The 19,826-nt window shown below is 62.0% G+C and carries 20 protein-coding genes; 16 read left to right on the top strand and 4 right to left on the bottom strand.

Features of this window, described 5'->3' with window-relative positions:
• Positions 1–90: 90 nt before the first annotated feature.
• From C1717_RS02000 to C1717_RS10950, 9 genes are all read left to right on the top strand, one after another.
• Positions 91–990 (top strand): PTS mannose/fructose/sorbose/N-acetylgalactosamine transporter subunit IIC, encoded by a 900-nt coding sequence (locus C1717_RS02000; protein ID WP_102371573.1) that lies wholly within the window; start codon positions 91–93, stop codon positions 988–990.
• The gene (locus tag C1717_RS01995) at positions 971–1,801 is read left to right on the top strand and encodes a PTS system mannose/fructose/sorbose family transporter subunit IID (protein WP_102371572.1); all 831 of its coding nucleotides are present in this window, start codon (positions 971–973) and stop codon (positions 1,799–1,801) included. The genes C1717_RS02000 and C1717_RS01995 overlap by 20 nt, the downstream gene beginning before the upstream one ends.
• A 197-nt stretch (positions 1,802–1,998) precedes the next feature.
• A complete protein-coding gene (locus C1717_RS01990) occupies positions 1,999–2,613 on the top strand; it encodes a hypothetical protein (protein WP_102371571.1) in 615 nt (204 codons plus the stop codon).
• Between the two features lie 101 nt (positions 2,614–2,714).
• A complete protein-coding gene (locus C1717_RS01985; protein ID WP_102371570.1) occupies positions 2,715–3,143 on the top strand; it encodes a PTS sugar transporter subunit IIA in 429 nt (142 codons plus the stop codon).
• 112 nt (positions 3,144–3,255) lie between these two features.
• Positions 3,256–3,987: a GntR family transcriptional regulator gene (locus C1717_RS01980; protein ID WP_102371569.1), complete on the top strand. Its 732-nt coding sequence runs from the start codon at positions 3,256–3,258 to the stop codon at positions 3,985–3,987.
• 80 nt (positions 3,988–4,067) lie between these two features.
• Complete coding sequence (locus C1717_RS01975) at positions 4,068–5,234, top strand: SIS domain-containing protein (RefSeq protein WP_102371568.1); 1,167 nt, start codon at positions 4,068–4,070, stop codon at positions 5,232–5,234.
• 15 nt (positions 5,235–5,249) lie between these two features.
• Positions 5,250–6,416, top strand: a complete 1,167-nt coding sequence (gene nagA / locus C1717_RS01970) for an N-acetylglucosamine-6-phosphate deacetylase (RefSeq protein ID WP_102371567.1) — start codon at positions 5,250–5,252, stop codon at positions 6,414–6,416.
• A gap of 187 nt (positions 6,417–6,603) precedes the next feature.
• Positions 6,604–7,317: an SIS domain-containing protein gene (locus C1717_RS01965; RefSeq protein WP_102371566.1), complete on the top strand. Its 714-nt coding sequence runs from the start codon at positions 6,604–6,606 to the stop codon at positions 7,315–7,317.
• A 123-nt stretch (positions 7,318–7,440) separates the two neighbouring features.
• The gene (locus tag C1717_RS10950; RefSeq protein ID WP_425430936.1) at positions 7,441–7,950 is read left to right on the top strand and encodes an AAA family ATPase; all 510 of its coding nucleotides are present in this window, start codon (positions 7,441–7,443) and stop codon (positions 7,948–7,950) included.
• Between the two features lie 240 nt (positions 7,951–8,190).
• On the opposite strand, the gene lacG is transcribed toward C1717_RS10950, so the two are convergent.
• Both lacG and C1717_RS01950 read right to left on the bottom strand, forming a co-directional pair.
• Positions 8,191–9,621, bottom strand: coding sequence for a 6-phospho-beta-galactosidase (gene lacG / locus C1717_RS01955; RefSeq protein WP_102371565.1), 1,431 nt, complete (start codon positions 9,619–9,621; stop codon positions 8,191–8,193).
• Positions 9,622–9,750: 129 nt separating this feature from the next.
• Positions 9,751–11,625: a lactose/cellobiose PTS transporter subunit IIB gene (locus C1717_RS01950; RefSeq protein ID WP_102371564.1), complete on the bottom strand. Its 1,875-nt coding sequence runs from the start codon at positions 11,623–11,625 to the stop codon at positions 9,751–9,753.
• A 375-nt stretch (positions 11,626–12,000) separates the two neighbouring features.
• Here C1717_RS01950 and C1717_RS01945 point away from each other — a divergent pair, with 375 nt between their 5' ends.
• Positions 12,001–13,047 carry a LacI family DNA-binding transcriptional regulator gene (locus tag C1717_RS01945; protein ID WP_102371563.1) on the top strand — a complete coding sequence of 349 codons (1,047 nt, stop codon included), beginning with the start codon at positions 12,001–12,003 and terminating at the stop codon, positions 13,045–13,047.
• 73 nt (positions 13,048–13,120) lie between these two features.
• Here the strand turns inward: C1717_RS01945 and C1717_RS01940 are convergent, their stop codons facing one another.
• Positions 13,121–13,459, bottom strand: a complete 339-nt coding sequence (locus tag C1717_RS01940) for a PTS lactose/cellobiose transporter subunit IIA (protein ID WP_102371562.1) — start codon at positions 13,457–13,459, stop codon at positions 13,121–13,123.
• Between the two features lie 288 nt (positions 13,460–13,747).
• Between C1717_RS01940 and C1717_RS01935 the strand changes: the two genes are divergently transcribed.
• The 4 genes from C1717_RS01935 (at position 13,748) to C1717_RS01920 (ending at position 16,656) form a co-directional block, all read left to right on the top strand.
• A complete protein-coding gene (locus C1717_RS01935; RefSeq protein ID WP_245859356.1) occupies positions 13,748–14,512 on the top strand; it encodes a DeoR/GlpR family DNA-binding transcription regulator in 765 nt (254 codons plus the stop codon).
• Positions 14,513–14,591: 79 nt separating this feature from the next.
• Entirely contained in the window at positions 14,592–15,020 is a 429-nt protein-coding gene (gene lacA, locus C1717_RS01930) for a galactose-6-phosphate isomerase subunit LacA (protein WP_102371561.1), read from the top strand.
• A 12-nt stretch (positions 15,021–15,032) separates the two neighbouring features.
• On the top strand, positions 15,033–15,560 hold the full coding sequence (gene lacB / locus C1717_RS01925) for a galactose-6-phosphate isomerase subunit LacB (protein ID WP_102371560.1): 528 nt from the start codon (positions 15,033–15,035) through the stop codon (positions 15,558–15,560).
• Between the two features lie 160 nt (positions 15,561–15,720).
• The gene (locus tag C1717_RS01920) at positions 15,721–16,656 is read left to right on the top strand and encodes a hexose kinase (protein WP_102371559.1); all 936 of its coding nucleotides are present in this window, start codon (positions 15,721–15,723) and stop codon (positions 16,654–16,656) included.
• A 131-nt stretch (positions 16,657–16,787) separates the two neighbouring features.
• Here C1717_RS01920 and C1717_RS01915 read toward each other — a convergent pair whose 3' ends face one another.
• Positions 16,788–17,573 (bottom strand): DeoR/GlpR family DNA-binding transcription regulator, encoded by a 786-nt coding sequence (locus tag C1717_RS01915; protein ID WP_102371764.1) that lies wholly within the window; start codon positions 17,571–17,573, stop codon positions 16,788–16,790.
• Positions 17,574–17,890: 317 nt separating this feature from the next.
• On the opposite strand from C1717_RS01915, the gene C1717_RS01910 reads away from it, so the two are divergent.
• Both C1717_RS01910 and C1717_RS01905 read left to right on the top strand, forming a co-directional pair.
• Positions 17,891–18,742 carry a class II fructose-bisphosphate aldolase gene (locus tag C1717_RS01910; protein ID WP_102371558.1) on the top strand — a complete coding sequence of 284 codons (852 nt, stop codon included), beginning with the start codon at positions 17,891–17,893 and terminating at the stop codon, positions 18,740–18,742.
• A gap of 99 nt (positions 18,743–18,841) precedes the next feature.
• Positions 18,842–19,777, top strand: a complete 936-nt coding sequence (locus C1717_RS01905) for an AraC family transcriptional regulator (protein ID WP_102371557.1) — start codon at positions 18,842–18,844, stop codon at positions 19,775–19,777.
• The last annotated feature ends 49 nt before the right edge of the window (positions 19,778–19,826 follow it).

The raw sequence follows: 19,826 nt of genomic DNA, 5'->3' as shown, positions 1-19,826 counted from the left end.
CTTTGATGCCTTGCCGTGAGGGGAGATGCGCGGCTTCGCATAGCTTAAGGAACGTTACGTTTCGAGGTTTTAGTTAGAAGGAGGAAAACCATGATTCAGTGGTGGCAGATCATTCTGCTCACGATCTACGCTGGATTCCAGATCATGGACGAGCTGCACTGGTACTCCAGCGCCGGCTCCGCCGTGTTCTCCGGCTTCATCACGGGCCTTATCATGGGTGACCTGGCTACGGGTCTTCTGATCGGCGGTAGCATGCAGATGGCAATTCTCGGTGTCGGCACCTTCGGTGGCGCGTCCCGCATCGACGCTAACTCCGGCACCCTCATCGCCACGGCATTTGCGGTAAGCGCCAATATGGATTGGCAGGTTGCTCTTTCCGTCATTGGTGTGCCCGTGGCTGCCATCTTGGTCTACACCGACATCGCCGGCCGTATGGCCAACACCTTCTGGGGCCATGCGTGCGATGCCGATATTGAGAAGATGAACTGGAGCGCGTACAACTTCCATTACTGGATGGGTGCCGTCTCTTGGTGCCTCAGCCGTATGCTCCCGGTCTTCTTGGCTCTGGCTTTCGGTCAGCCGCTGGTAGAAGCCATCACCGTTGCACTTGACGGCGACCTCAAGTGGCTCGGCGACGGCCTGACCCTCGCTGGCGGCATGCTGCCCGCGGTCGGCTTCGCCATCCTGCTGCGTTACCTGCCCGTCAAGAAGCACATCGCCTACCTGATCCTCGGCTTCGTGATCGCCGCCCTGCTCGGCACCGCGTTCTCCAGCATCGTTACCGTTGCCGGCGACGTCGCGATCCTGGGTGGCGCCGTTACCCTCCCCGAGGGAACCGCGCTTGTCGGTGGCTCCTACAAGGGCCTGTCCATGCTGACGATCGCCCTCATCGGCTTCGCTCTGGCTTACATCTACTATCAGCAGCATCAGAACGCCCCCGTTGCGGCTGTCTCTGCTGGCGCGGAGGGAGATGACGAAGATGAGCTCTAATACCACTGGCTACAAGCTCACTAAGGCTGACTTCCAGCAGATCAACCGTCGTAACCTTATCGGCTTCCAGGCCGGTTGGAACTACGAGCGCATGCAGCACTCCGGTTACCTCTGGATTATCCTGCCCCAGCTTCGCAAGATCTACGGGGACAACACCGAGGCCCTGAAGACCGCCTGCCGCACCCAGTGCTCGCCGTTCTTCAACACCTCGAACTTCCTGAACACCATCATCACCGGTGTCGACCTGGCCATCGAGGAGACCGAGGGTCTCGAGGGCATGGAGACCGTCGCGTCCCTTAAGACCGGTCTCATGGGCCCGCTTGCCTCCATCGGCGACTCGATCTTCGGTTCGCTGCTTCCGACCATCTTCGGCGCACTCGCTGCCAACATGGCCATGCAGGGCAACCCCATCGGCATCTTCATCTGGATCGCCGTCAACATCGTGGTCGACTGGTTCCGCTGCAAGCAGACCTATGTCGCCTACGATCAGGGCATGAAGCTCGTCACCACGATGAGCGATCAGCTCAACGCCATCACCGATGCCGCGACCGTCATGGGCGTCTTCATGGTGGGCGCGCTCATCTCCACGAACGTGGGCGTCGTGCTCAACATCGTGCCGAACATCGGTGGCGTGACCATGAACGTTCAGGACATCCTGAACCAGATCTGCCCCAAGCTCGTGCCCGCTGCCCTCGTCGGCTTCGTGTACTGGCTCCTTGGCCGCAAGGGCATGACCTCGACCAAGGCAATCTTCATCGTGCTGGTCATTGGCATCGTCCTCGGCGCCCTTGGCCTGGCCATGAAGGGCTAAGGCTCGAAGGGTTTCCCTCCAATGCGGCGCCTGAGCTCAAGGCGCGGGCGCCGCATCGTTGCCATAGCACGTAGATCCGTGTGAAACGGGTGCGCATCCTCACGGCAAAGGCGAAAGCCATGCCACATTCTCCCTGAGGTGCGTACCCGTTTTCCCTACAATGTCGCTAAAGCGTTCGTCGTCTGAAAGGTTGTAACGTGGCACCCGAGGTTCTCGTCTTCATCATCGTCCTTGTCGTCTACTTCCTCCTGAGCGAGGGCTTGAGGCGCTATCTCGAGATGAAGATCGAGGCGCTCTATTCCGCAGGCCTGTACGATGAGTGCTTCGATTATCTCAACAAGCTTCCCGCCCGCGTGCTCATGACCACCTTCAAGCAGTATTACCTGCGCTTCATGGTCCACGAGGCCCGCGGCGAGGAGGAGATGGCCACGCGCATGATCGAGATCATGCTCCGCATGCGCAATTCCAAGAAGCGTCAGGCGGCGCTCGTGGTGATGGCGTTCAACTACTTCGCCACCATCGAGGATAAGACTCGCGCCAAAGAGCTTCTGGTCGAGGTCAAGCAGCGCTGCGAGAAGCAGGTCATCCAGGATTGCCAGCTCACGTACGATATCGTCTTCGGCAAACGACACGACTACATCGAGAAGATGGAGCAGATGCTCGCCAAGGCGGACAAGCCGCTCAAGGCGAAGCTCTACTTCCTCCTCTCGAAGCAGTATGAGAACGCAGGCGATGGCAAGGCGGCCCGTCGCTATGTCGAGCTCATGAAGGAGCTCGATGCCGGTGGACCGGCATCTCCCAGCGCTTCGTGACCGCATCGCGTCTAGGAGCCGTACCTGTCGCAACGCGGGCGTAAGGTCAGTTAAGGTGGGCGCCCCCGCCCATCGGAGAAACGATAAGAAAGGGGACTAAGATGATCGGTTTCATCATCACCGGACACGGGGACTTCTCCCTGGGGCTCAAGAGCGCGGTCGATATGGTCGCTGGCCAGCAGAAGGCCTTCCAAGCGGTGCCCTTCGAGGGCTCGCAGGCCGCCACGTTCGGCGACGATCTCCGTGCCGCCATCACCGCCATGCGTGCCGAGACCGATGGCGTGATCGTGTTCACCGACCTGCTCGGTGGCACCCCGTTCAACCAGTCCATGCTCATCTCCCAGGATGTCGCTGACGTCGAGGTCATCGCCGGCACCAACCTGCCGATGCTCATCGAGCTCATCATGACCCGCGATTTCTCGACCGCCTCTCTTGCGGAGATGGTCGAGCAGGCCGTGACGGTCGGCCAGGCCGCTGTCTGCCACAAGAAGCTCGAGCCCGTCGGGGATGACGAGGACGACGAGATGTAGCTCGCCTCGGTCCGCGTGCGGAAACGTCGACGTGCACAACGCTTTCGATTCAGTTTGGATGGGATGTTAGATAGGGTCCCCGCGTACGCGGGGCAAAGGAAGGAGGGGCCGCATGTCAGGGTTTTTGCGCAGGCAGCCCCTGTATGACCAGCTTGTCGATATCCTGTCCGAGAAGATCGAGCACGAGTGCAGCCCTGGGGACCTGTTGCCCTCCGAGCGCGAGCTCTCCAGCCGCTACGGGCTCTCTCGCACCACGGTGCGCTTGGCGCTGCAAGAGCTCGAGCAGCTCGGACTCGTGGTAAGGAAGCACGGCCGCGGCACGTTCGTCACCGACCGCTCCGTACGCAGCACCAACCTTTCGCAGCAGTACAGCTTCACCGACCAGATGAACGCGATGGGGCGCAACCCACGCACCACCATACTAGAGTTCAGGGAGCTCGTCGCCGACCGCAACATCGCCGAGCACATGGGCGCGCGCGTTGGCGACAAGGTGTTCAAGCTCAAGCGCCTGCGCATCGCAGACGATGTCCCCATGATGGTGGAGCGCACCTACCTGCCCATGCGCAAATTCCTCACCTTGAAGCGACCGCTTCTCGATAGCAAACCGCTCTACGAGATCATCGAGCAGGACTACCACGAGACGATCAAGGTCGCAGAAGAGGAATTCTTCGCGAGCATCGCGCGACCCGGCGATGCCCATCTCCTGGGGATTGCCGAGGGCGCTCCCGTACTCGACCTCGTGAGGACAACCTACAACGTGAGCAACGAGATCGTGGAGTACACGCTCTCAGTTGCCCGTGCCGACCAGTTCAAATACAAGGTGTTCCACCACCGCACCGATTAGGGTCGGGGCATCCCGGCACGAGGGGCGGCAGCGAGAAGCGCGGTCCGCATGCGATCGGTGAGCATCTAGAAAGGATGACAATGTTCGAGAAGGATATCGAGGAGCTCAAGGCGCTCGGTGCCGATATCACCACCGGCGAGATCCTCCAGCAACCCGATCTCTGGGAGGACACCTTCCAGATCTATACCGATAACAAGGAGGCCATCGAGGCGTTCTTGGCGTCCGCGAAGGCCATGGCAGATGGCCGCGTCTCGGTGATCTTCACTGGTGCCGGCACGTCCGACTACGTCGGCGACACCGTAGCGCCCTACCTGCGCCATGTTGGCGATACGGGCGCCTACGACTTCAAGCCCATCGCGACGACGGACATCGTCTCCGCCCCGCGGGACTTCCTTCGTCCCGAGGATCCCACGATCCTCGTCTCGTTCGCGCGTTCAGGCAACAGCCCCGAGAGCCTCGCTGCCGTCGAGGTCGCCCGCGCCTATGTGAACGACATCAAGTTCCTGAACATCACCTGCGCGCCCGAAGGTCGCCTTGCCGTCGAGAGCGCCGACGACCCCGATGCGCTGACGCTGCTCATCCCGCGCGCGAACGACAAGGGCTTCGCGATGACCGGCAGCTACAGCTGCATGGCGCTGCTCTCCACCCTCATCTTCGATCCGGCGTCCGATGAAGAGAAGCGCGGCTGGGTCGAGCAGGCTGCCGCGATGGGCCGCGAGGTCGTCGAGCGCGAGAGCGAGATCGCTGCGTACCTCGCGGGCGATTTCAACCGCGTCACCTATCTGGGCTCTGGCGCGTATGTGGGTCTCGCTCAGGAAGCTCAGCTCAAGATTCTCGAGCTTGCTCACGGCCTGGTTGCCACGTCGTGGGATAGCTGCATGGGCTATCGCCATGGACCCAAGAGCTTCGTTGATGACAAGACGCTCGCCTTCGTCTTCGTGAACAACGATGCGTACACCCGCCAATACGATCTCGATATCCTGAACGAGATTGCCGGCGACGAGATCGCCCAGAAGACCATCGCCGTCCAGCAGGATGCAGGCGAGCTGTTCTGCGGCGAGTCCTTCACCTTCGCTGGCAGGCCCGCGCTGCCCGAGGCCTACCTCGCCCTGCCCTTCGTCATGGTCGCGCAGGTTGTCTCGCTGCTGAACTCGGTCCGTGTGGGCAACACGCCCGATACCCCGAGCCCCACCGGTACCGTGAACCGTGTGGTCAAGGGCGTCATCATCCATCCGTTTGAGGCTTAAAAGGGGCGATGCCGTATGGCAACCTTCGCTATCTCCGCTGACCGGTTCGTGCTTCCGGGCGCGACGGCGCAGGGCGGCTACCTCCAGATCCAGGACGGCGCCTTTGGCACTTGGACCGCGGAGCGTCCCGAATGCGAGATCGTTGCGTATCCCGGTGCGACGGTGGGCCCCGGTCTTGTGGATACGCACATCCATGGCTTCCATAACCACGCCACGACGGACCGCGATCCGGCGAGCATCGACGATTCGAGCATCGCGCTGGCGCAGGCGGGAACCACGACGTGGCTGCCGACGACGTTCACCGAGGCGGTTGACGAGATCGAAGCGTCCTGTGCGGCCATTGCGGCGGCTGACGAGGCACGCGGGGACGATTTCATGGGTGCTCGCATAGGGGGCATCTATCTCGAGGGTCCGTTCTTCTCACTGAAGAAGGTGGGCGCCCAGAACCCGAAGTACCTCATCGAGCCCTCGATCGAGGTCTTTAAGCGCTGGCAGGAGGCCGCGGGCGGTCGCATCGTAAAGAGCGCGCTCGCTGCCGAGCACGCAGGCGCGGAGGCGTACTGCGCCGCCCTCGACGAGATGGGTGTGACCACCTGCATCGGTCATTCCGCCGCCAGCTACCACGAGGCGCTCGCCGCGGTCAACGCGGGCGCGACCTGCTTCGTCCATACCTACAACGGTCAGAGCGCGCTTCACCACCGCGATCCGGGCTGCGTGGGCGCCGCTATGACCACCAACGGGACGTACGCCGAGATCATCTGCGACGGACGGCACGTGGTGCCCGAAGCCGTGAAGGCACTCGTCGATGCCAAGGGCTGGCAGCACACCGTCCTCATCACGGATTGCCTCGGTTGCGGCGGCATGCCCGAGGGCGAGTATATGTCCGGCGGCTTGCCGGTCGTCATGAAGGGCGGTCTGTGCTACCTCCTGAACGAGGACGGCACGACGGGCGGCATCGCCGGTTCCGTGCTCACGCTCGCCGAGGGCGTGAAGAACATGGTCGACTGGCAGATCGTCACTACGGACCAAGCGATCCGCATGGCGACGGAGGTTCCGGCTCGCTCGGCGCGCATCGATGGCGCCTGCGGCTTCATCAAGCCGGGCCGCGCCGCCGACCTCACCATCTTCAATGCCGACATGACGCTCGCGGCCACCTACGTGGGCGGCAAGCTCGTCGCATAGGGTCGCGCATCGCCAGTTGGGCGGGTCCAGCGGCTCGCTCGCACATGGCGGCGCATGGCTGTATCGGCTGGGTCCGGTGCACGGCGGCATCTCTCATCATGTCCGTCTGCGCAAAGAACCAACGCTAGCACGCGGGGCCCGGAGCGTCCGGGTCCCGCATTCTTATGAAGGGCATGAAAGGGAGAACATGAACAAGATCGCTGAGCGCTTCAAGGCAGAGATCATCCGCCGTCTGAACGAGGTGACCGAGGGACAGGACGAGAAGATTCATGAGGCCGGCCTCATCATGGCGGACACCATCGAGCGCGGAGGCATCATCCGCGCGTTCGGCTCGGGCCATAGCCATGCCAATGCGCTCGAGATCTGCGGCCGCGCGGGCGGCTACATCCAGACGAAGATCGTCCGAGAGCCCGCGCTCGGCATCTACGAGATGCTCGACGGCGTGGGCGATCAATTCTGGCTGAAGCTCGACGTCCGGCCCGAGGACTGCCTGGTGCTCATCTCCAACTCTGGCCGCAATCCCCTGCCGGTCGAGCTTGCCCTGCACGCGCGGGAGGCGGGCATCAAGGTGATCGCGGTCACCGCTGTCGAGGTCTCCGCAGCGGGAACTTCACGCAGCAAGACCGGCAAGCGTCTCTTCGAGTGCGCGGACGTGGTGCTCGACAACAAGAGCTCGTTCGGCGACGCGGCGCTCGACGTAGAGGGCATCGCCACCAAGGTGGGCGGCACCTCGCTCTACACCGGCTGCCTGCTTCTAGACTGCGCGGTCATGGAGTCGCTCGACATCCTGCTCGAGCGCGGGGTGCAACCGCCTCTGTACATGAGCGCCAACGTGGACGGTGGCCCCGAGTTCAACCAGAAGCTCCTCGACCAGTTCAAGGATCGTCTGGCCGAGTACTAGAGGCTACTCACTAAATGGCAACTTTATCTTGCCAATATGATTGTAAAGTGGAAAGACAAAGTTACCAATTTGGCACCGTGTGGAGCCTGCCATGGATGAGACCATAGCAAGCATACTTTTGGAATTCGATCTCGATCTATTTCGACCGATTGTTCCGCGACGTCTTTCCCTAGGTGGAATCCTGCCTCCCCGAGCGGGAATTTAGTAAAGGTCATCACCGGTATGCGCGGAAGTGGAAAGTCATATCGGCTTTTCCAAGAAATGGATGCCTTGGTTGCGAGCGGCGTTCCAAAGGAGCGCATCTGCTACTTCGATTTCGAAGATGACCGTCTGTCTCCGGTTACTCCTGAAACAGGAGACCGAGTTCTCGAGACATTCCGGTATCTGTATCCGGATGAAGAGAACAGCCAGGGCATCTATCTGTTTTTTGATGAGCTTCAGGAGATGAAGGGCTGGGGTGCCTGGCTCCGTCGCGTGCTCAACGCCAACGTGGTCGGGTTCGGCGGCAAGATCTGCGGCGAGTTCCTCATGGCCGACATCATGCTCGCGTTCCTCGAGGCCGAGTACGAGCCGACCCTCGAGCGCGACGCCCTCGTGGCCAAGATCGACGCCGTGAACAAGGCCGACCCCTAGGCGCAAGCCGGCCCGCACTTCTTCGATGAGTTCATCGAGAAGTGGGACCGCGGCGAGTACCACGACTAGCCTGCGCGCGATATAGCCGCGACCATATCGCGTCCGTGATGGGGATGCGTCCATCTCGATCCGGACCCTTGGGGCCGAGCCCCTCCCTTCACGAAGTGAGCGACTGCGCCCGCGTCCCGTCAGGGGGCGCATGCGTTTAATGATATGCGGCACTAACAGGTGATTCGATGCCTACAGGCAGTGATTCTGGGCGACGCGCTTGAACCAGTACGCGCTGGCCTTGGGCGTGCGCTGCTGGGTTTCAAAGTCAACATAGAAGAAGCCGTAGCGCTTGTTATAGCCGTTGGTCCAGCTGAACTGGTCCTGCAGGCTCCACATAAAGTAGCCGCCAACGTCGACACCGCATTCGATGGCCTTGAGGATCCAGCGCAGGTGGTCTTCGACGTATGCGATGCGTTCGGAATCGTCCACGGTGCCATCGACAAGCTGGTCCTTGCGACCCATGCCGTTTTCGGTGATAAACAGCTGCCTGTAATTGGGATAGCGCAGTGAAATATCCATCATAAGGTCGAACAGACCCTTGGGATAGATAATCCAATCCCAGTCCGTGGTGGGAATGCCGGGGCGTACGGCGCGCTCGCCCACGCCCGCCACGCGCCAGCGACCGGTACCCTTGTCGCCAGTGCCGTTGTGATGAAGGTCGGTCTCACCGTCGAACGCCTTGAGAAAACGGCTTTGGTAATAGTTGATGCCCAGGCAGTCGTTGAGCTGCGCGGCGCGGCGCATAATCGAGAGGTCATCGTCCAAAAACTCGACTGAGCCGTTGCTCGCCTGGCAGAGGTGCTCGATGATCTGGAGCGTATCGGGCGCATAGTCGCCGCGGAAGGTGGCGTCGAGCAGCAGGCGGTTTTGCAAAACATCGTCGTTTTTGGCTGCCTGGATGTCGCCTGGGCAGGTGGGGTCATAGGGGTACTTGTATTCCAGTGCGTGGATGACGCCGATCGTTCCGGGATAGCCACCCTGCTTGTAGGCCAAGACGGCGCGGGCGTGGGCGAGCATCATGTTGTGTTGGGCCTGCAGGCACTCGTGCAGGCAGCCCTTCTTGCCCTGCGGCCAGGTGCCTTCGACATAGCGGTTGAGCGTGGCCGCTGCGATCTCGTTGAACGTGAACCAACGGGTCACCTCGGGGTACTCGTCAAAGCAGAAGCGGGCATACGCTTCAAAGGCGTCGATGGTGTCGCGGTTGAGGAAGTCTCCGTTGGCGTAGAGCGCGGCGGGGGAGTCGAAATGGTGCAGGGTCACGTATGGCTCGACTCCGTGGGCGCGGCAGCTGGCGAAGAGGTTGTGGTAAAAGGCCACGCCTTCAGCGTTAGGCTCGCCCACGCCGCCATTGGGAAAGATGCGGCTCCAGGCGATTGAGACGCGGATGCCGTTCATGCCGAAGCGCTCGCACAGCTCGAGGTCACTATCGTAGCGGTTGTAAAAGTCGCAGGCGGGCTCGGGCGAGAAGCGGCCTTGCTGGGCGAGGTAGTCGTCCCATGCGACCTTGCCCTTGCCATGGGATTGGCAAGCGCCTTCTACCTGGTAGGCGGCGGTGGCGCCACCAAAAACAAAGTTGTCGGGAAAGCGCTGGGAGGTATCGGCGGGGGAGATGTGACTCATGGCGAATCCAATCTTGTTTGAAGGGCTGAAAGGGGTTAGGGGCGGTTCGGGAGAAGACGGCAGGGCGTGCTGCTCCCGAACCGCGGAAATGGGGGCTCTATTCGAGTGCGCTACTGCACGCGCAGGGATCTAGAGGCCCAGCTGCTGGGCTACAAATGCCAGCGATGCCTCGCCGTCGCGGGTGAGGTCGATGTACTGCTTGCCGCGGGTGACGCAGCAGGCAACGCCCATACGCTCGCCGTCGGCCTTGAGGTCATCGAAGTATGACGCTGCCTGGGGTGCCAGGATAACAAGGTCAAAGTCCGGCATGATGTCCAGATGGCTGCCGTAGGCGTCCGCTGCGGTCTCAAGGTCGATGCCGTGCTCGCGGGCAGCTTTGGCCAGCGCGTTGGCGAGCAGGCCGGAGGTTCCGCCTCCCTGGCACAGGACCAGGACACGACGGCCGTTGAGCGCTGCATAGGGGTCGCTCGCAGCGGCGATAGTGCTGGACGAGGCGCTGGCAACGGCGTTATCAGATGCAGCGGGGGTGGTGTTACCCGCAGATTCCTCGTCCATAGGCTGGCCAGCGGCACGCTTTTTCTCTGCTGCCATGCTCGCGGCAGCTTGGGCGACGGCACCGGTGGCGACGCTTGCCGTGTCTGCCTTGCCCCGGAACGCCGCGTTCATGGCTGCTTGCTTCTGGGCGGCGCGCTGTGCGACCTCAGCCTGATCGGCCTCGGCTTCTTCGGCGCACTTCTCACGGTCGTACACCTTGAAGAAGGGGAAATAAATGAGGAAATCGACAATCAGCAGGGCGGGGATGAGCAGGAACGCAAGGGGCTGAAGTCCCAGGCCCATGGCGATGCCCACGGGCGCGGGGGTGGTCCAGGGAAGGCTGAACATGAAGCCGTTCATACCCAAGACGTCGATGAAGAACTTGGTGATCCAGATATTGGCGATGGGCGCGAAGATGAAGGGGATGAAGAAGATGGGGTTCAAGACCATGGGAGCGCCGAAGAGGAACGGCTCGTTGACGCCAAAGCAAACCGGCACGGCTGAGGCACGGCCCACGGCGCGCATCTCTTTGGACTTGGCGAGGAAGGCGAACATGAAGCAGATCACCAACGTGGCGCCGGTGCCGCCCATGGCGACGACGAAATCCTGAAGCGGTTTGGTGAGGACGGCGGTTGCGTGCTCGCCGGCCTGGTACATGGCCATGTTGAGCTCGAGGTTGGAGATGAGGGCGGCGGAGATTGCGGGCTCGATGATGGAGGGGCCGTGGACGCCTACAAACCAGAAGAGAGACATGGCGCCGTAGATGATGGCGAGGCCCAAATAGCCATCTGCCGCGGAGAAGAGCGGCTGGAACACCTGGATAACGCCTTGGGCGAAGCAGAAGCCAAAGATGTTGCGGAATGCAAAGTCAAAGCCCCAGAAGAAGAGCAGGCAGACGCCAAAGGGGATGATGTCCTTGAAGGTCTGGGAGATATTGGGCGGCACCTGTTCGGGCATCTTGATGGTGATGTTGCGCTTGATAAAGAACTTGTAGATGATGCCGGTGGCGAACGCACAGATAAAGGCGGTTAGCAGGCCCTTGGAACCCATGTAGCCGTTGGCGAGGCCGGAGATGGAGACGCCGTTATCCGTGAAGCTGATGGCGTCGCTGGAGAGCAGCAGAAAACCGATGAGCGATGCAATCATGACCGAGATGAAGTTGATCTGGTTGTTCTTGGGCAGGTCGCGATTCTGCGCATCGCAGAAGTGCTTGGCCGTGGTGGCCGCTGCGCAGATGCCGACGATGCCCATGGAGTAGTTGTAGGCCTTCATGAGAACGTCGTTGATCTCTGCCGGCCAGTAGAAGCCCCAGACATTGGGGACGGCACTGACCAAAAGAAAGATGCTGGAGACGATGATGATGGGCATGACGGAAATGAAGCCGTCGCGAATTGCCTTGAGGTACTTGTTGCGCGCGATGGCGTTGAAGAAAGGCTTGCCTTTCTCGATGAACGCTATGAGCTTTTCCATGGACCCTCCGTTTGCATGGTTTTGCTTTTGCAGCCACTAAACGTGCTGATAGAGATGGCTGCCAGGGCGAGCTTGCGCTGCTTACGAGTATGTTTGCCCGGATGTTACTCGTTATGAGCACGTGCTCATTTCTACAATGAGCACGTTAACATGAGTTGATAGCGGTGCAAAGGGTGTTGGGGGTAAAGGGATGCGAGCGGTCGATTATCGGCGGCAAGCGGCGGGATAGACGTAGACAGAGGTGCGCGGAAAAGACGATAGCCTGCGTCCAATGCGCACGTGCTCTTCAGTCTGCGCTCGGTTGATGCTACATTTACCAGAACAGCAATTCGAGCATCAATCTGAGAGCATGCGCAATGCGAGGGGAGCCGTTGGATGGAACGGGATAACAAGATGACGGCGGTAGATTCCGCAGTGCACAAGCCTGGCAGGGCGGTGTCCATGGCAGACGTCGCCAAGCTTGCCGGCGTCTCCCGACAGACGGTGTCGCGCGTGGTCAACGGGCAGGCGTGCGTGGTCGAGGAGACTCGAAGGCGCGTTATGGATGCCATGGACCAGCTTGGCTTCTACCCCAGCTTTGCCGGTAGGTCGCTGCGCGGCGGCAAGTACGGCTGCATCGGCCTGTGCATGTTCGATATCACCCATACGGGTAACGTCGCTACGCTGGAGGGGCTTATGTCGGCCGCCCGCGAGTACGGTTACGCCGTCACCTTGATCGAGTTTGATGAGAGCGAGTCCGTGCGCCTGCGGGACACCGCGCGCCGCCTGGCGGAACTCCCCGTGGACGGCATGGTGTTCAACACCAACAGGACCATCGAGGATTTTGACGAGTTCGAGCCGCTCAACGGCCTGCCCACCATCATCATCTCCATGAAGGAGCACCCGCGCTGCACCACTATCGACTCCGATCAATACGGGTGTTCGCAGCTTGTGGTCGACCACCTTCGCTCGCGCGGCCATACGCAGATCAGGCACCTGGCCGGTCCCAAAGACTCGATTACGGCGGATTTCAGGACGCGCGGTTGGCGAGACTCGCTGGAGCGCGCGGGGCTCGAAGTCGTTGAGCCCCTACACGGGGATTGGACTGCGGACAGCGGCTACGAGCTTGGCGAGAAGCTCGTCCAAGACGCTGAGATGACGGCGCTCTACGCGGCCAACGATCAAATGGCCATGGGTGCCATCATGGCGCTGCGCGCCCATGGCAGGCGTGTACCGGAAGACGTGAGCGTTATAGGCGTGGACGATTCCATGCAGGGCATGGTGCCCCACAATGACCTGACCACTGTGCGCTTCGACATGCGCGAGCGTGGTCGAAAGACGTTCGACTACTTCTTCTCCCAGCTATCGAGAGAATCAAAGGTCGAGGCGGTGCGTTTGCCGGGCGAGCTGGTCGAGCGCGGCACCGTGGCTGATCGCATATAGATGAAGAGGGGGCCGCTCGGAAGCGGCCCCCCTCATTAGTTGGGTTGTCTCAAAAGCTTGATGGCGCCTTGCGCTAGGCGAGCCTGGCTTCAAGTTGGGCGATGCGCTGGTAGGCATCGATGGTGAACTTGGTCTGCTTCTCAAGCAGCATGGTGGTCATCAGGGTGTCCTGGGCATGCACCATGATGAAGGTGACCTCCATTTCGCCGCCTCCGGCTTCCTGGGAGAGAAGCCTGGTCTGGACGTCGTGGGCGTCGATAAGAGCTTGCTTTGCAGATTCGTGAAGGGCACGCGCCCCATCGATGTCGCCTTGGCTTGCCTTTTCGCATGCGGTGATTAGGTCGGTCTGGGCGTCGCCAGCGTAGGCGACAATCTCAAAGCCGATCATCGAGATCTCTTCTTTTGATGCCATGGTTCCTCCCGTGGTATGAGCAGTTCCTCCCGTAGTATGAGCACGTGCTCATTTTGTTGCGCAATTTTGCTTGCTGTTGGAATATCCGGGCAAGTCGAACAATACCATCTCAACAAAGCCAAACAAGATGATACGTGATATTTACAGTGTGAGCGGCATAAAAACTGCCGTAAACGGTCTTGTATGGCTGTTTACGTGGGAAATCGTTTATTTTTTTACAAAAATTGAAAAAGTTCTTGCATGTTGAAAAATGTTTGACTATGTTGGAAACTGTGAAAGGAGGACGTGGTGATCAAAGCTGAACGACAGGATAGGCTCATGCGCCTTATCGAGAGCCAGGGCACCGTTTCCGTCAAGGAGATCGTGGACGCCCTTGGCGTGTCGGACATGACTGTTCGCCGCGATTTGGAGGAACTGGCGGGTACCGGCGAGGTGATTCGCGTCCACGGGGGAGCCCGTAGCGCGTCTTCGCAGCGCCGCTCGATGATCCGCCACGAGTACAGCCATATCGAGAAGCGCGCCCGCCATGCGAGCGAGAAGATCGATATAGCGCGTACGGCAGCGGGCCTGGTCGAGGAGGATTCGACTATCTTCCTGGGCACGGGTACCACCATCGAGCAGATGGTTCCGCTATTGCCCTCGTGTCACCTGCGCATCATCACCAACTCGCAGTCCATCTTCACCCTGCTGGAACCCAGCGAGACCTATGAGCTCTGCCTCATCGGCGGAATGTACCGCAGGCGCACCACCGCGTTTGTGGGCCCCGTGGCGGAGGACGCCATCTCGACTCTGGGCATAGACGTCGCCTTTATAGGCGCCAACGGCATCTGCTTTGACGCGGTCTCCACCTCCAATATGGACGAGGGACGCTTCCAACAGCTCGCGTTCGACCAGGCGGATACCAGGTATCTTGTGGCGGATTCAAGCAAGATCGGCCAGCGGGACTTCTACACGTTCTACAGGCTTTCAAACATCGACGCGCTCATCTGCGAAGGTTCGATTACGGACGAGAAGCGCCAGCAGGTCGAGGAATTCACTAAGGTGATCTGCTAGCTTCTTTGTGGGCGGCGTCGGTGTCTGGGCAAGGTAACCAAGCGCGCATATCGGGTGCGCGCACGTAAAGGAGGGCAACATGAGGGTTGTCATCGGTTCTGACGCGGCTGGCATGCCGCTCAAGGAACTCGTCAAGGAGACGCTGATCGAGGACGGTCACGAGGTCGTGGACCTGTCCGAGACCCCGGCGGCCGATTTCGTGGATTCCGCCTGCGCCGTCGCCGCCGACCTGCTGGAGAACGAGGGCTCGCAGGGCCTCTGCTTCGACGCGTACGGCGTGGGCAGCTACATGGCCGCGACCCGCGTCAAGGGCATGGTCGCCGCCAACATCTCCGACGAGCGCAGCGCCTACATGACCCGCGAGCACAACAACTCCCGCATCGTCTGCCTGGGCTCCGCCGTGGTGGGCCCCGAGGTCGCCAAGAAGATCGCCCGCGAGTTCCTCAAGGCCGATTACGCCGGCGGCCGTCACCAAGTGCGCGTCGACATGCTCAACAAGATGGCCTAGGGGGAACGAATCATGACTAAGAAGATCATCGCGCTCGGCTGCGACCACATCGTCACCGACGAGAAGACGTACCTGCACGACCGCCTCGAGGAGGCGGGCTACGAGGTGCTGGACCTCGGCACCTACAGCCACACCCGCACCCACTACCCGATCTACGGCAAGGCCGTGGGCGAGGCCGTGGCCTCCGGCAAGGCCGACCTCGGCGTGGTCCTCTGCGGCACCGGAATCGGCATCACCAACTCCGTCAACAAGGTGCCCGGCGCCCGCTGCGCCCTGGTCCGCGACATGACGAGTGCGCTCTACGCCCGCCGCGAGCTCAACGCCAACGTGGTCGGCTTCGGCGGCAAGATCACCGGCGAGTTCCTCATGGCCGACATCATGCTCGCGTTCCTCGAGGCCGGGTACGAGCCGACCCCCGAGCGCGACGCCCTCGTGGCCAAGATCGACGCCGTGAACAAGGCCGACGCCGAGGCCCAGGCCGATCCGCACTTCTTCGACGAGTTCATCGAGAAGTGGGATCGCGGAGAGTATCACGACTGACCGAGAGATCGCCGTAGGCCTGCACTATCACAGGGGACCGCTTGCGTTTTCTTGCGCTTTGCCGACGTCCCGCCGCTCCTTCCGGACAGCGGGATTCGTTCTCGACGGTACAATTGAGCTAACAGAGTGGAATGCCAACCGCTTGGAAGTAGGAGCACCCATGATCCTTACCGTTACCATGAACCCCTCCATCGATACCGCCTATCAACTCGATAAGCTCGTCATCGATGACGTGAACCGCGTTACCCCCGCCAAGACCGCCGGCGGCAAGGGCCTGAACGTGTCGCGCGTGCTCGTCCAGCTGGGCGACGATGTCGTGGCGACGGGTCTCCTTGGCGGGCATATGGGTGCCTACCTCGGGGAGCTTATGGATGCAGACGGCATCGCGCACCGTTTCACGCCCATCGCCGGTGAAAGCCGCATCTGCCTGAACATCCTGCACGAGGGCAACCAGACGGAGCTTCTTGAGAGCGGCCCTACCGTGAGCGCGGAGGAACTCGAGGCCTTCATGGGGAACTACGCCGACCTCGTAGCGCAGGCGGATTGCGTGACGATCTCCGGTAGCTTGCCCAAGGGGGTTCCGGCGGACTGCTACGCGAACATGGTGAAGGTCGCGCGCGACGCGGGTAAGCCCGTGCTGCTTGACACCTCGGGCGCCGCGCTCGATGCCTCGCTTGCCGCTGCGACCAAGCCCACGCTCATCAAACCGAATCTCACCGAGGTCAATGGTCTTTTGGGCGCGTCGTTCACGCCCGATGACCTCCCGGCGCTGCGCCAAGCGCTTGAGAACGACGCGCGCTTCACGGGCATTCCTTGGGTCGTCGTGACCATGGGCGCCGCCGGGGCAGTTGCCTTCCACGAGGGGACGACCTGGCGCGTGACGGCGCCGCGCATCGAGTGCGTGAACGCGACCGGGTCCGGCGATTCAACGATCGCCGGCTTTGCGCACGCGATCGCTGCCGGTGCGGGCCCGGCTGAGGTCCTGCGCTGCGGCAATACCTGCGGCACGTTGAACGCCATGGACCCGCGCACGGGGCATCTGGTCATGGAGCAGTGGGATGCGGTCTACGGCGCTGTCGAGGTCGTCGAGCTTTAGGCTGCGAGGCTCCAGCGTTAGGGCGAAACCATAATAGATGAGGACAATGATGGGGCGGCTTGCTGTTCGACGCGGCGGGCCGCTCTGCTTTTTGCCGCACCCCTGCACAAGCTGGTGCTCCCGCAGTGATCTTAAGCTTCCGACGGTGCGATGATGAGCCGGCAGCCGGCCTCCTCGGCAGCGGTCGCCACGGAGCCGTCGGGGTCCGCCTCCATCACGACCGCCTCCACGCCCGCCAGCGTGCCGAACCACAGCAGGCCCGGGGCGTTGACCTTCGAGGCGTCCATGAGGACGTAGGTCTCGCCCGCGCAGCCGAGGAACGCGCGTTTGAGCTCGGCCATCTCTTGGTTGTTGGTCATAAGGCCGCGCCCGGGGATGAAGGATGTGGGCGTGACGAACGCCTTGTCAGGGCGGAGCATGTCGAGCATGCGCAGAGTGAGGGGACCGGTGATGTAGCGGTGTCCCTTGCGTAGGCTGCCGCCCAGAATGAGCACGTCGAGTGCGGGGCAAGCGCGGTCGATGTAGTCAGCGATGGTGAAATCGTCCGTCACGATGGTCACCCCGGTGTGGCTGGAAAGCGCGCGCACGAATTCGAGCGCCGTGGTACCTGAGTCCACGAGCACCGAATCGCCGTCGTGCACAAAGCGCGCAGCGGTGCGTGCGATAGCGCGCTTCGCGGCAGCGTTGACGTTGACGCGGCGGTCCTGGACCGAGACGGTAAGCGTCTTGGAGAGCGAGATCGCGCCGCCGTGCGTGCGCCGCAGCTTGCCGTCGTGTGCGAGCGCATCGAGGTCGGAGCGGATGGTCACGCGCGATACGCCGAACATCTCGGCGAGTTGCGCCACCTGGACGGAGGCTTCGCCGGCAAGAAGCTCGAGGATGGCGGAGCGGCGCTCCTCGGAAGAGAGAATGGGCATGCATCTCCAATCCATACGCAAGATGTGCAGATAATATGTTTCCTTTGCTTTCGATAATAGCAAGATAACGCTTTTCTTTTCCTTGTGTTTTTGGAAAATGCAGCGGGTGTCAGACCCCATGTATCCGGTATCAGCCGCTTGCGGGCGTATGCCCACCGGACGGCGCAGGTGACCGGCGCATGCGGCAGCAGACCTCCTGCGTTTTCTTGCTTTTCGACCCCTTGCGAGGACGTGCATCCGGTCGACAGCCGGCAGGCGCCCCACGTAGAATACCGCTTGAAGTTCTACCGCCCGGTGCGGGGAAGAGAGGAGACACCATGCTGGTAACCACTAAGGAGATGCTGCTCGACGCGCAGAAGAACCACTACGCCGTGGGCGCCTTCAACGTCGAGAACCTCGAGTTCGTCATGGCGGTGCTCGCCGCCGCGGAGGAGACCAAGTCCCCCGTGATCATGCAGACCACGCCCGGCACCATCAAGACCGCCGGCCTCGACTACTTCTATGGCATGGTAGCCGCCGCTGCCGCCCGCACCGATGTGCCCGTGGCGCTGCATCTCGACCATGGTGACGGCTACGACCGCTGCATGCAGGCCTTCCGCACCGGCTACACCTCTGTCATGATCGACGGTAGCCATGAGTCCTTCGAGGACAACATCGCCCTTACCGCGAGCGTCGCTCGCGCCGGTGCCGCCATGGGCGTGCCGGTGGAGGCCGAGCTCGGCAAGGTCGGCGGCAAGGAGGACGATGGCCCGGCGGTCGAGGGCGAGAACCCCTACACCGATCCCGAGGAGGCGCGTGAGTTCGTCGAGCGCACCGGCTGCACCTCGCTCGCCATCGGCGTGGGCACCGCGCACGGCGTCTACACCGAGACCCCGCACATCGAGCAGGATGTCGTGCGCGCCATTCGTGCCGCCGTGGACGTGCCGCTCGTGCTGCACGGTACTTCCGGTGTGCCCGATGAGCAGGTGGCAGAGGCCGTGAAGAACGGCATCTGCAAGGTCAACTACGCCACCGAGCTGCGCCAGGCCTACACCAAGGGTTATCAGGGCTTCATGGCCGAGAACCCCGGCGTGTTCGATCCCAAGAAGCCGGGCAAGGCGGGCATGGCTGAGATCACCAAGATCGTGAAGGTCCGCATGGAGAACCTCGGTTCCGTTGGCCGCGCGTAAAGGCGGGTCCCTGAAGCATCGATAGCCGGCGCCCCATGCGGGCACCGGGCGCATACCGGCCGGGTGCAGGCGCGCCCGGCCGGCTGCTATACTTGCCCCATGAGGAATACCGATCACATCGTGCTCGAACGCGGCGGCAGAGAGGAGCTCTTTCCCGACATGCCCGCCGACTGGCCCTATGTGGCCGAGCGCGCCGAGCTCGACCGCTATCCGGGTCGCTCGTGCACCTGGCACTGGCATCGCGAGGTCGAGCTCTTCTACGTGGTGAGCGGCGCGCTCGAGTACCGGACGCGCGCCATCAGCGAGCGGACGGTCTTCCCCGCAGGGTCCGCGGGCTTCGTGAACAGCGGCTACATGCATATGACCACGGCGCTCGAGCCGGGGACGGTGCAGCTTCTGCATATCTTCCGCCCGGAGCTGCTCGCCGACCCGGGTGGCCGCATCGGGTCGCGCGCGATCGATCCCCTGGTGGGGGAGCGCCGCGTGGACGTGCTCGCCTGGTATCCCGACCGCCCGGAGGACGCGGCGTTTCTGGAGCTCATCGCCCGCTCCTTCTCCACGCCGTATGATGCGGGAGCCGAGGACGCCCCCTTCCAGATGGAGGAACTGCGGTTGAGGTCGGTCCTCTCGGAGCTGTGGTGCCAGGTGCTCGAGCGCGCGCGGCCCCTGTTCGGCTGCCCGTCCGTGACGCGTCTCACCCCGCGCGACGTGCGCCTCGAGCAGATGGTGGGCTTCGTGCACGAGCATTTCGCCGAGCCCGTTGGCGTGGCCGACATCGCGGGCGCCGCCGCGACGAGCGAGCGCGACTGCTACCGGACCTTCAAGAGCTGCATGGGCACAAGCCCCCATCGCTACCTCAGGGACTATCGCATCGAGCAGTCGTGCAGGCTCCTCGCGTTCACGACGAGGCCGCTTGCCGCCATCGCGCGGAGCTGCGGCTTCTCCACGGCGAGTCGCTTCGGCGCGGCGTTTCGTGCGGCCATGGGCTGCACGCCTTCGGCATATCGCGCGCGTTGGCGGGAATTGGATAGCTAGCGGCAGGATAGTGCCTAGTTGGCGGTCGGCATACCCTTCATACTGGCAG

This window comes from Enorma phocaeensis (assembly GCF_900186505.1).
Classification (GTDB): domain Bacteria; phylum Actinomycetota; class Coriobacteriia; order Coriobacteriales; family Coriobacteriaceae; genus Enorma; species Enorma phocaeensis.
The sequence above is the reverse complement of the archived record's forward strand: the minus strand, read 5'-3'. Positions and strand labels throughout refer to the sequence as shown.

Excerpts from the sequence above, each read along its gene's own strand:
- C1717_RS02000 (WP_102371573.1), top strand. The coding sequence starts at position 91 with ATGATTCAGTGGTGGCAGATCATTCTGCTCACGATCTACGCTGGATTC.
- C1717_RS01995 (WP_102371572.1), top strand. The coding sequence starts at position 971 with ATGACGAAGATGAGCTCTAATACCACTGGCTACAAGCTCACTAAGGCT.
- C1717_RS01985 (WP_102371570.1), top strand. The coding sequence starts at position 2,715 with ATGATCGGTTTCATCATCACCGGACACGGGGACTTCTCCCTGGGGCTC.
- C1717_RS01980 (WP_102371569.1), top strand. The coding sequence starts at position 3,256 with ATGTCAGGGTTTTTGCGCAGGCAGCCCCTGTATGACCAGCTTGTCGAT.
- C1717_RS01975 (WP_102371568.1), top strand. The coding sequence starts at position 4,068 with ATGTTCGAGAAGGATATCGAGGAGCTCAAGGCGCTCGGTGCCGATATC.
- nagA (WP_102371567.1), top strand. The coding sequence starts at position 5,250 with ATGGCAACCTTCGCTATCTCCGCTGACCGGTTCGTGCTTCCGGGCGCG.
- C1717_RS01965 (WP_102371566.1), top strand. The coding sequence starts at position 6,604 with ATGAACAAGATCGCTGAGCGCTTCAAGGCAGAGATCATCCGCCGTCTG.
- lacG (WP_102371565.1), bottom strand. The coding sequence starts at position 9,621 with ATGAGTCACATCTCCCCCGCCGATACCTCCCAGCGCTTTCCCGACAAC.
- C1717_RS01950 (WP_102371564.1), bottom strand. The coding sequence starts at position 11,625 with ATGGAAAAGCTCATAGCGTTCATCGAGAAAGGCAAGCCTTTCTTCAAC.
- C1717_RS01945 (WP_102371563.1), top strand. The coding sequence starts at position 12,001 with ATGGAACGGGATAACAAGATGACGGCGGTAGATTCCGCAGTGCACAAG.
- C1717_RS01940 (WP_102371562.1), bottom strand. The coding sequence starts at position 13,459 with ATGGCATCAAAAGAAGAGATCTCGATGATCGGCTTTGAGATTGTCGCC.
- lacA (WP_102371561.1), top strand. The coding sequence starts at position 14,592 with ATGAGGGTTGTCATCGGTTCTGACGCGGCTGGCATGCCGCTCAAGGAA.
- lacB (WP_102371560.1), top strand. The coding sequence starts at position 15,033 with ATGACTAAGAAGATCATCGCGCTCGGCTGCGACCACATCGTCACCGAC.
- C1717_RS01920 (WP_102371559.1), top strand. The coding sequence starts at position 15,721 with ATGATCCTTACCGTTACCATGAACCCCTCCATCGATACCGCCTATCAA.
- C1717_RS01915 (WP_102371764.1), bottom strand. The coding sequence starts at position 17,573 with ATGCCCATTCTCTCTTCCGAGGAGCGCCGCTCCGCCATCCTCGAGCTT.
- C1717_RS01910 (WP_102371558.1), top strand. The coding sequence starts at position 17,891 with ATGCTGGTAACCACTAAGGAGATGCTGCTCGACGCGCAGAAGAACCAC.
- C1717_RS01905 (WP_102371557.1), top strand. The coding sequence starts at position 18,842 with ATGAGGAATACCGATCACATCGTGCTCGAACGCGGCGGCAGAGAGGAG.